Genomic DNA, 737 nt, shown 5'->3' with positions numbered 1-737 from the left:
ACTGGCGGGCTTTTCGAATTACATCGTCTCGAATGACAATGATTGTGTCCGCACTGATGTGGTTGCGGCGAATTTTGAGGCGGCTGGTGGTTCGGGTGTGGTTTCGTCGGTGTCGAATGACGCGATCGCGCAGAGTTTGGCAGCGAATGGGATCTCTGAGGAGCGCCCGGAGTTGGAGATCCCCGCTGTGGAGGCGATTGGGAATCCCCCGACGTCGGGGTATGCGAATGATCCGGTGAACACGGCGACGGGGAACTTCGTGGCCAATGAGGAGGATCTGCGGTACGAGGGCGCGGCTGGGTTGTTGGGGTGGGCGCGGTCGTACTCGTCGCTGAGCCCGAAGATCGGTGGGCATGGTCCCGGGTGGGCGTCGTTTGATGGCTGCGGGCTCCAGGTCACGGATGAGGGCGCGACGTGGAGCCTGGTGGATGGCCGAGAAGTCTTCTTTCCGCGGTTGGGGGACGGGTTCGGTCGTGCCGGGCATGAGAATTATTGGTTGGCCCGTGAGGGTGACGGGTTCGTGGTGTCGAACAATGGAGGCGCTCGATGGTGTTTCAGCCCGGCTGGGCGGCCCACCTCGTTCACCCTCACCGACGGGGCTGCGGTTGAGTTTTGCCATGAGGGGGAGCGGTTGGTTCGGGTCCGTCATGTCCGTGGCCGGGAGTTGATGATCCTGTGGGAGGGGGATCGGATTGTTGCGGTGGAGGCTGATGATGGCCGCCGTGTCACTTACCGCT

The 737-nt window shown here is 62.6% G+C and carries 1 protein-coding gene; it reads left to right on the top strand.

Going from position 1 to position 737, the window contains the following annotated elements; genetic code table 11:
* Positions 1-737 (top strand): DUF6531 domain-containing protein (locus tag EII35_RS16145; protein ID WP_221739809.1); only part of this gene is annotated, 737 nt, incomplete at both ends.

The organism is Arachnia propionica (genome assembly GCF_003932785.1).
GTDB lineage: Bacteria > Actinomycetota > Actinomycetes > Propionibacteriales > Propionibacteriaceae > Arachnia > Arachnia propionica_B.
The sequence above is the reverse complement of the archived record's forward strand: the minus strand, read 5'-3'. Positions and strand labels throughout refer to the sequence as shown.